The organism is Candidatus Nealsonbacteria bacterium CG07_land_8_20_14_0_80_39_13 (assembly GCA_002779355.1).
Classification (GTDB): Bacteria; Patescibacteriota; Minisyncoccia; order Minisyncoccales.
Map to the genome: position 1 here is coordinate 1 of PEWS01000038.1, position 9013 is coordinate 9013.

Consider the following 9013-nt stretch of genomic DNA (forward strand, 5'->3'; position numbering starts at 1 on the left):
ATGGACATCGGCACAGGCCACGTAATGCGCTGTCTCACTCTTGCAGATGAACTGATGGAAAGAGGGGCTGATTTAAGCTTTGTCTGCCGCAAAGCGCCGGGAAACCTAATCCAGCATATTGAAGACAAAGGTTATAGAGTTTATCCTTTGCCGCCGGATATTGATTTGTCTGTAGACAAGGATTTGACCCAAAAGATACTACAGAAACAGACGGAACTGATTGACTGGCTGATTATAGACCATTACGAGATTGATATTTTATGGGAATCTTATCTGCGAAAGTATGTAAAAAAAATTATGGTTATTGATGACCTTGCAAACAGATACCACGACTGCGATATATTGCTTGATCAAAATATAAGTGTTAAAGGAAACAGGTACAATGGTTTTGTGCCTCTTCACTGTCTGAAACTGCTTGGTCCTGAGTATGCTCTCCTCATGCAAGAATTTGCTCAGGCAAGAATGAGTTTAAAAGAAAGGGCAGGGGAGGTTAAACGAATTCTCGTTACAATGGGGGGGGTAGACCATGAAAATCAGACTGCTAAAGTGCTTAAAGGAATCAAAATGCTTGGAAGGAATGATATTTCAGTTGATGTAATTCTTGGAGCATCAAATCCAAATAGAAGCAAAATTGAAGAAATGATATCTGAGATGCAAAACGCTAAGTGTTTCAATAATGTAAAAAATATGGCGGATTTTATGGTTAAAGCGGACATTGCAATAGGCGCAAGCGGTAGCACTACTTGGGAAAGGTGCTGTTTAGGACTGCCATCTATCGTCATGGTGCTTGCTGATAATCAGAAAGATATAGCGGAAGAACTTGGAAAAGAAGGCGTGGTAGTAAATCTTGGATGGCATGAAGATGTGACGGAAATGGATATAAAGAATGCCGTAGAAAACTTGCTTGCAGATTCGGATAAAAGGGAAAAGATGAACTTAAAAGGTAAAGAAATGGTAGACGGGATAGGTATAAAAAAAGTTGTTGAGAAAATAATTGAGGTAGATTTAGCTAAAGCAGCCTCATAAATAAATGCTTTTATATTTCAATACCATTGTAATATATTGCACATATTTAGTGGTGATAAAATATATTATAGGAACGCAGTAGAAAACTTGCTGATAGCTTATTAATATGACAGAAATAAAACTATATCTGGATTTATGCGTTTATAATAGACCATTTGATTATCAAGGTCAGGAGCGAGTAGCCTTAGAGACAAGCGCCTTTATTTATATTTTGGAAAAGATAGAGAACGGAGCTTATACGCTTATTATTTCAGAAGCGCTTGCATATGAAAATAATAAAAATCCTGACGAAGATAAAAGGATCAGAGTTGCCACCTATTTCCAATTAGCTAAAGAGTTTACAGAAATAGATGAAACAAGTATTGAAAGAGCAAAGTTTATTAAAAGTTTAGGGTTTTCTGATATTGACGCATTGCATATATCATTAGCTGAAAAAGCGAATGTGTGTTATTTTGTCACATGCGATGATGATATAATAAAGTTATACAAGAAGAATGTGGATGCAATAAAGGTCAAAATAGTCAGCTTAATAGAATTGATTGGATTGGAGGAATAAAATATGGGGCTTGCATTGGCAGAAATAAAAAATAAAGGATGGATGGTTTTAGTAAAGGAATTGGGATATTCCGGAGCTACTAAATTTATTTTACTTCATGAGCAGGGAAAAGGAGACTATACTAAAGAACGCAAAGACATATTCAAAGATATTACGATTGAAGAGATAGTTGATAAGATTGGAAAGAACAAGAAAGATTCCGATCTGATGCGATGAAAATATTTTTTTTAGGCGGAAATCTTGCAAGTAACCTTGCTGACTGGATGGCGTCGCAGGGTGAAGAAGTGATTTATAGAGAGGATAAAATCACAGCAGACGATGTCAAAAAAGTGAGCCCTGATTTTATAATCAGCTACAATTACAAATACATTATATCAAAAGAAATAATTGATTTTGTTCACGGTAAGGCAGTAAATTTGCATATTTCATATCTTCCATACAACAGAGGCTATCATCCCAATGTATGGAGTTTTCTTGAAGATACTTCTAAAGGGGTTACAATCCATTATATTGATGAAGGAATAGATACAGGTGATATTATTGTTCAAAAGAAAGTTTTTATAGATGAGAATAAAGAGACTTTAAAAAGTTCCTATGAAATATTACATAATGAAATACAGGAACTCTTTAAGAAAAACTGGGAGAAAATAAAATCCGGCGGTATAAAAGCTAAGAGACAGACGGGGGGGGGAGCATCCACTACAAGAGAGAATTTATTATGTTTGAACCATTTATCAGACAAAAGGGGTGGGATACAACAATCAGAGAACTCAGAGAACAATATAACGAATGGAGAGATAAGTTTAAGGGGTGTCCAAGCCAATGATATGCAAGACTTATTTAACTGGAGAAATCACCCGGATATCAGGAAGAATTTTTTTAATACAAAACCTATATCATGGGATGAGCATAAAAGGTGGTTTAAAGAAAAGATAGGTGATTCAAAAACTACAATATATATGGCATATTGTCAGGCGCAAAAGATAGGCACTGTAAGGTTTGAAAACAAGGAGAACGCAATAAAGACAAGCGTTTTGTTAAGCCCCGATTATATCGGGAAAGGGCTTGGCGCTGAAATTATAAGAATTGGTACAGACAGATTTATTAAAGAAAAGAGCCCGACTAAGCCGATTATTGCTGAAATTAAAAAAGAAAACATACAATCGATAAAAGCCTTTCAAAAAGCTGGGTTTAAAGAGAGTTACGTTACATATATTTTCCCTTATTAAAAGGAGTTCTTATGAAGATTGAGATAAGAATAGGGAATAGGATTTTGGGACAGGGGCATCCCACTTACGTCATCGCCGAAGCCGGTTCCAATCATAACGGCGATTTTGATATAGCGAAGAAACTTATAAAAGCAGCTGCAGATGCAGGAGCAGATGCAATAAAATTTCAGGTATTCTCCGCCGAAAAACATTATTCAAAAAAAACGCCGCTCCATTCAGGATACAAGGAGCGCCTGTATGACCTCATCAAGAAGTTGGAGATTCCGAGGGAATGGCTGAAAGAGCTTAAGGATTATTCTGACCAAAAAGGGATTATATTTTTTGCCTCGCCATGTGACTATGAGGCGGTGGAACTACTGGAGAATATTGGCGCTCCACTTTATAAAATTTCCTCCTTTGAGCTTGTTGACCTGGAACTGATACATTATATTGCCTGCAAACAAAAGCCGTTAATAATTTCTACCGGGCTTGCAAACATGGAAGAAATAGAAGATGCCTACCTTGCCTGCGTAAAGGCAGGCAATGAAAATGTAATTTTTCTTCAATGTGCATCTACATATCCATCACCGTGTGAAATAATGAATTTGAAATCTATGGAGACGATTGCAAAGGCGTTCAATGTTATCACCGGATTATCCGACCATACAGAGGGGATTCATATCTCAATTGCCGCTGCGGCGATGGGAGCAAAGGTTATTGAAAGACATTTTACGCTGGACAGAAAAATGGAAGGTCCTGACCATGCATTTGCTTTAAACCCTGATGATTTAATGAAACTCGTGAAACAGGTAAGGGATGTGGAGAAGGCAGCAGGAGACGGCAAAAAACTCGGCCCAAAAACCGAGGAAATGGAGTTTTATGAAAAGGCGAGAAGAAGCATCCATGCGGCATGTGATATCAAGAGTGGTACGGAAATAACAAAGGATATGCTTGTTGTGAAGAGGCCCGGATATGGAATAAAACCAAAATTTATTGATGCTGTAACAGGACTGAACGCTAAAATAGATATCAGCGAAGACCAGTGGATAACATGGAAAATGTTATAGAGATAAGAGAAGCTGAAATAGAAGACAGCGATGACCTTTTTAGATGGCGGAATCATCCTGAAATCAGAAGGCATTTTTTTAATGAAGCAGAGCTTGATTCTGATGAACATAAAGAATGGCTTATTGAGAGATTAAAAAACAATGATGTTAAAATCTATATTGCCATGCAGTCCGGGGAAAAAATAGGCGTGATTAGATTTGAGCCTGCTGATGAAGGGAGCATATATATTAGCGTTAATCTTAATCCTGAATATTTGCAGAGGAAATGCGGCAAGCCTATTTTTTTAAACGGCATGGAATGGTTTATTATGAGACAAAAGGGCCGTGCTATAAAAAGTAACGTTGCTCTGCAGCATGGTAAGAGCACAGGGACGCTCAAATTTGAGTTCATAGATAAAGAAAGCTTGAATGTAAGTGTTAACCTTAATCCCGAATATTTATATATGGGACTCGGCAAGGTCGTTATACTGAAGGGTACGGAGAAATTTATTTCAGATTCTATTGGCAAACACAAGATAGTAGCGAGGATAAAGGGAGATAACATACGCTCCATTAAGGCCTTTGGGAGCTCAGGATATATCTTTAGAAGGAGGAAAGAAGAGGTCGTAGAGTATGAGTTCAGGAAATGACATTCTGTGCAGCGATATCGTGTTTGAACACATAGGCGTTGCGGTAAACAGCATAAGTGAATCAATGCATCTCCTCAATGAGATTTTTAATTTAAAGGAAGTCCCGGAAATTTATGAAGACGCGCTTCAGAATATAAGGATTTCATTTATCAACCTCTCGGGCGCCAAAGTAGAATTAATAGAGTCTCTTGACAGCAGCAAAAAATCGCCTGTTGATAACATGATTAACAAGAATATTTCTTATTATCATCTTTGTTTCAGCACTAAATGCATTGAAGATGCAGTTTCAGAACTAAAGGAAAAAGGCGCTGTTGAGGTGCGCAGCCCGATACCTGCCGCAGCATTTGGTAACAGTAAAATAGCATTTTTATTTATAAAACACTTGGGGTTGGTAGAGCTGGTAGAGAAGAAATAGTGAAAGTTGCCCTGCTTAGTAATATTAATATGGATTTAATGGTTCCGAGACTTGAAAAATATCTTGATGATGCAGGCATTAGAGGCGATTTTCATATCACAGGCTTTAATCAGTATATCCAAGAAATGATAAATCCGAATTCGACTTTAAATACGGGAGAATTTGATGCGGCTGTTCTTTTTATTGACGGGGAAGAACTTTTTCAAAATATTATCTATGACCCGTTAAAATATAAAAAAGATGATATAGATAGGCTGATTGACAGTGAAATAAAGAATATTAGTTTGCAGATAAAAAGCGCTGTCAACGCTAACGGGAAGATTACATTTTTTGTAAATAACCTTTTTATTAGAAGGCCCACTATATTAGGGGCGATGGACTATAATGCAGAGTTTACCATAGCGGGACTCCAGGATAGATTTAACAGCAGGGTGCAGGAGCTTAAAGCATCAGATAGGGTTGTGATAATAGATTTTGCCGGGTTTGTCTCAAGATACGGATATGAGATGGTATATGACAACAGGTTGTGGCATATAGGCAGGATTAAATTCAGCAGTCAGGGATTAAAGTCTTTATCTGAATTGTATTGCTCATATATGCAGGCTTATCTTGGCAAAAGTAAAAAGGTTCTTGTGCTTGACCTTGACAATACTCTATGGGGAGGCGTTATCGGAGAGGATGGCATAAACGGGATAAAACTTGGGAATGAAGGAATTGGCAGGGCATATCACGATTTTCAGAAACTGATAAGGGTTTTAAAACATAAAGGGATACTCTTGTGTATTTGCAGTAAAAATAATTTAACGGATGTAAGAGAGGTATTTGAGAAAAATGAGTTTATGGAATTAAAAGAGGACGATTTTGTCGCATTAAAAATTAACTGGGAAAATAAGATTAAAAATATAAAAGATATAGCAGCAGAACTAAATTTGGGAACTGACAGTTTTGTGTTTATAGACGATAACCCCTTTGAAAGAGAGATGGTAAAAAGCGAGATACCTCAGGTGATTGTTCCTGATTTTCCGGAAGACCCTGTTAATCTGAGCCGGTGGTTTATAGATTTATCATTTAAATATTTCAATAATGTCATAATTACCAATGAAGATAAATTAAGGACGGAAATTTATCACGCCGATTCTAATAGGAAAAAAATGGAAGGGAAAGCAGCGACATTGGAAGATTTTTATGAATCGCTTGACATGAGAGCTGTGATTAGAATTGATAGTAGAGATGATTTTAAAAGAATAGCTCAGTTGACACAAAGGACGAATCAATTTAATCTTACAACCAGAAGATACAGCGAAAATGAGGTGCTTGCTTTTATGAACAGTAAAGACTGGATGGTGCTCAGTCTGGAACTTAATGACCGTTTTGGTCCAAACGGGATTATAGGCGTTATGATTGTAAAAATAGAGGGGCAAAACTGTTATATTGATACATTTCTTCTCAGTTGCCGGGTAATCGGTCGAACCGTAGAGCATTTTTTTATCCATTATTTAATTGAAATGCTTCGGAAAAGGGCTATTGAAAAGGTGATAGGCGAATATATTCCCTCACACAAAAACTCTGCGGCTAAGTACCTATATAAAAAAAATAATTTTAAATTACTTGGAAAAAATAAAAATGATTCTGAATCTTGGGTGTTTAACATTGCGGAGGATTCTTTAGAAAAGAATGAGTGGATACAAATTGATAATAGTTTTTGCAGCGATGCGGGAGAGAATAAATGGACCTCTGCCATGAACTAAAAGGGCTTATCGCTGCGGAATTAGGAATGCCGATTTCAGAGGTTACTGATGAATTGTCGGCAGGCTCTGTGGATGCATGGGATTCATTAGGGCATCTCAAGCTTATTTTAAGAATAGAAGAGAATTTTAAGGTCAAGTTTAAAACTGAACAAATTGTAGAAGCGACAACAGTTAGAAAGATATACGAACAGCTAAAAGAATTTGGGGTATCTGATGGAGAAAAGTAATCTTAGAACTGGTGTGAGGGCATATAGAAAGGGCGATGAGAATCAGATTACCGACCTTTTCCGTGTTTCAATTGATAATCCCAGAACGGTTAATTACTGGAAATGGGCAAATCTGAAGAGTCCTTTCTCTAAGAGCATCTCTCTGGTGGCAGAGGATTGCGATAAAAATATTGTTGGGCACTATGCAGTGATGGTGTTCAGCCTAATATACAAAGATAAATCATTTAAGGCCGGATTTGGCGCCCAGTTGGTTATTCATCCGCGTTTCCGGAATTTCAAGTTAATGTGGGAGTTGTTAAACAATGTATGGAGTATTAGCAAGGAAAATGGTTTAAGTTTCATTTACGCTTTCCCCAACAACAACATCTGGCCGTTAAAGAATAAAATGATGGGTTGGCAGTTGATTAAAGAATTTAATGCCTTAGAATTGGCTTTGAAGCATGTAAAGCTGAATTATAAAGAAATCTCTGAAATAAAATTTCAAAGAGTAGATAATTTATCTCGATATAAGGATGTATTTAATAATGTCTGGTCAAAAAACAGTGATAAATATAAAAACTTGATTCATATAGAGCGGACTTACGATTTTGTAAATTGGCGCTTTTTCCGTCATCCATTGGAGCATTATCCTTTTTATCTGGTAAAAGACGGAAGTGAAAGCATTATCGGCTGGGTGGCGCTGAAATTCTATAGAAAAAGCGGGCTTCTGTACGGTCATATAATAGACTATAATATTATTGGCGAAGGTCTTGATAGCGTCTTGATAAGACATGCCGTCAGCTATTTTAGCAAAAACAGAGTGGATGTGGTTTCTGCATGGTGCAACAGCGCAGCAAGGGGAGCATACAATGATATCGGCTTTGTTGAGAAGGGCTTTTCTACAAACTTTGGCATTAAGCCGCTTGATGAAGACTTGGATAATTTGAATGAAATTTTTAATTATAACAGATGGGACATGGCGATGTCCTATTCTGACGCTTTTTAATTGACGGATATACTGACATCAGTTATATGGGACGGAGACTATAAATGGCAAAGGATATAATAGAAAAATTCCAAAGGGATGACAGGATTTATCTTGAAAAGCGGAAGGAATTAGCTGAAAAACTTAATATCCCTTATCTCTGGCAAGTTGCCGATCACTTTGGTCTTTATGCAGGCATACAGACACTTGGCATCCGTTTGGCGGTCTTTGAAATAATGAAGAAATGTCTGGATGTGCCTGGTCATATAGCGGAGTTTGGTTGCTGGAGAGGGGCGAATCTGATGTTCATGGCGAAAGCACTGCAGCTTTTGCAGCCCAATACATATAAACATATTTATGGGTTTGACAGCTTTGAAGGTCTGCAGACGTTCTCTCCGGAGGATAAGGGCTTGCCGGAACATATCGGCAGTTATAAGGGCGATGAAGAACTGTTGCGTATAATGATAGATTTCTTCGGCATAGGCGACTGGGTGCATCTGATAAAGGGTGACGCACTGAAAACCATTCCACAGTTTGAGAAAGACAACCCTTATGTAATGTTCTCACTTGTTTATATTGATTTTGACCTTTACGAGCCATGCCGGGTTGCTCTTGAGTTTACGGCACGGCGGATCGCTCCCGGCGGAATTATTGTTATGGACGAGGCGTTGACAAATTTCTGGCCTGGCGAGGGAAAAGCGCTTATCGAATTTCTATCTGACAAAGGTGCAGGCGAGTATTCTATGCATAACATCACATTTGCCCGCCAGCCGACTGTCTATTTAGTTAAGAGATGAGATATGACCGAACTGCCAAAAATAAAGGACATGAGGGCGCCATTATGAATGTGCTTGTTGTTGCCGCACATCCTGACGACGAGGTTCTTGGATGCGGCGGAACTATTGCAAGATTTGTTAAAGAAGGTAATACCGTTTATACGCTTATACTTGGGGAAGGCATTACTTCAAGAGATGAAAAGAGAGATAGATATAAAAATGAAGAAGAGATAAAAAAACTGAAAAGCCATATGAAAGCAGCAAGTAAAATAATCGGCGTCAAAGATGCTTTTGTATTTGATTTTCCGGATAACAGATTTGATTCTGTAGCTTTATTAGATATGGTAAAAACAGTCGAGACGATAAAAAAGAGAGTTAACCCTGATATTATTTTTAC

General features: G+C 37.6%; 12 protein-coding genes. All 12 read left to right on the forward strand.

Annotated elements, in window-relative coordinates:
• Nucleotides 1–1026, forward strand: coding sequence for a UDP-2,4-diacetamido-2,4,6-trideoxy-beta-L-altropyranose hydrolase (pseG, locus tag COS96_02550; GenBank protein PIU43769.1), 1026 nt, complete (start codon nucleotides 1–3; stop codon nucleotides 1024–1026).
• Nucleotides 1027–1132: 106 nt separating this feature from the next.
• On the forward strand, nucleotides 1133–1582 hold the full coding sequence (locus COS96_02555; GenBank protein PIU43770.1) for a hypothetical protein: 450 nt from the start codon (nucleotides 1133–1135) through the stop codon (nucleotides 1580–1582).
• 3 nt (nucleotides 1583–1585) lie between these two features.
• Nucleotides 1586–1798 carry a hypothetical protein gene (locus COS96_02560; protein ID PIU43771.1) on the forward strand — a complete coding sequence of 71 codons (213 nt, stop codon included), beginning with the start codon at nucleotides 1586–1588 and terminating at the stop codon, nucleotides 1796–1798.
• Nucleotides 1795–2811 carry a hypothetical protein gene (locus tag COS96_02565; protein PIU43772.1) on the forward strand — a complete coding sequence of 339 codons (1017 nt, stop codon included), beginning with the start codon at nucleotides 1795–1797 and terminating at the stop codon, nucleotides 2809–2811. Before COS96_02560 ends, COS96_02565 begins: the two co-directional genes overlap by 4 nt.
• 11 nt (nucleotides 2812–2822) lie before the next feature.
• Entirely contained in the window at nucleotides 2823–3857 is a 1035-nt protein-coding gene (locus tag COS96_02570) for an N-acetylneuraminate synthase (protein PIU43773.1), read from the forward strand.
• A complete protein-coding gene (locus COS96_02575) occupies nucleotides 3842–4486 on the forward strand; it encodes a hypothetical protein (GenBank protein PIU43774.1) in 645 nt (214 codons plus the stop codon). The genes COS96_02570 and COS96_02575 overlap by 16 nt, the downstream gene beginning before the upstream one ends.
• Nucleotides 4470–4901 (forward strand): hypothetical protein, encoded by a 432-nt coding sequence (locus tag COS96_02580; protein PIU43775.1) that lies wholly within the window; start codon nucleotides 4470–4472, stop codon nucleotides 4899–4901. The genes COS96_02575 and COS96_02580 overlap by 17 nt, the downstream gene beginning before the upstream one ends.
• Before the next feature lie 29 nt (nucleotides 4902–4930).
• Complete coding sequence (locus COS96_02585) at nucleotides 4931–6649, forward strand: hypothetical protein (protein ID PIU43776.1); 1719 nt, start codon at nucleotides 4931–4933, stop codon at nucleotides 6647–6649.
• A complete protein-coding gene (locus COS96_02590) occupies nucleotides 6628–6876 on the forward strand; it encodes a hypothetical protein (protein PIU43777.1) in 249 nt (82 codons plus the stop codon). The genes COS96_02585 and COS96_02590 overlap by 22 nt, the downstream gene beginning before the upstream one ends.
• On the forward strand, nucleotides 6863–7861 hold the full coding sequence (locus tag COS96_02595) for a hypothetical protein (GenBank protein ID PIU43778.1): 999 nt from the start codon (nucleotides 6863–6865) through the stop codon (nucleotides 7859–7861). The genes COS96_02590 and COS96_02595 overlap by 14 nt, the downstream gene beginning before the upstream one ends.
• Before the next feature lie 44 nt (nucleotides 7862–7905).
• On the forward strand, nucleotides 7906–8637 hold the full coding sequence (locus COS96_02600; protein ID PIU43779.1) for a hypothetical protein: 732 nt from the start codon (nucleotides 7906–7908) through the stop codon (nucleotides 8635–8637).
• A gap of 44 nt (nucleotides 8638–8681) precedes the next feature.
• A partial coding sequence (locus COS96_02605; GenBank protein ID PIU43780.1) for a GlcNAc-PI de-N-acetylase occupies nucleotides 8682–9013 on the forward strand: 332 nt, incomplete at its 3' end.

Coding starts and splice junctions, on each gene's coding strand:
- COS96_02575 (PIU43774.1), top strand. CDS start 3,842: ATGGAAAATGTTATAGAGATAAGAGAAGCTGAAATAGAAGACAGCGAT.
- COS96_02585 (PIU43776.1), top strand. CDS start 4,931: ATGGATTTAATGGTTCCGAGACTTGAAAAATATCTTGATGATGCAGGC.
- COS96_02555 (PIU43770.1), top strand. CDS start 1,133: ATGACAGAAATAAAACTATATCTGGATTTATGCGTTTATAATAGACCA.
- COS96_02570 (PIU43773.1), top strand. CDS start 2,823: ATGAAGATTGAGATAAGAATAGGGAATAGGATTTTGGGACAGGGGCAT.
- COS96_02565 (PIU43772.1), top strand. CDS start 1,795: ATGAAAATATTTTTTTTAGGCGGAAATCTTGCAAGTAACCTTGCTGAC.
- COS96_02580 (PIU43775.1), top strand. CDS start 4,470: ATGAGTTCAGGAAATGACATTCTGTGCAGCGATATCGTGTTTGAACAC.
- pseG (PIU43769.1), top strand. CDS start 1: ATGGACATCGGCACAGGCCACGTAATGCGCTGTCTCACTCTTGCAGAT.
- COS96_02560 (PIU43771.1), top strand. CDS start 1,586: ATGGGGCTTGCATTGGCAGAAATAAAAAATAAAGGATGGATGGTTTTA.
- COS96_02600 (PIU43779.1), top strand. CDS start 7,906: ATGGCAAAGGATATAATAGAAAAATTCCAAAGGGATGACAGGATTTAT.
- COS96_02595 (PIU43778.1), top strand. CDS start 6,863: ATGGAGAAAAGTAATCTTAGAACTGGTGTGAGGGCATATAGAAAGGGC.
- COS96_02590 (PIU43777.1), top strand. CDS start 6,628: ATGGACCTCTGCCATGAACTAAAAGGGCTTATCGCTGCGGAATTAGGA.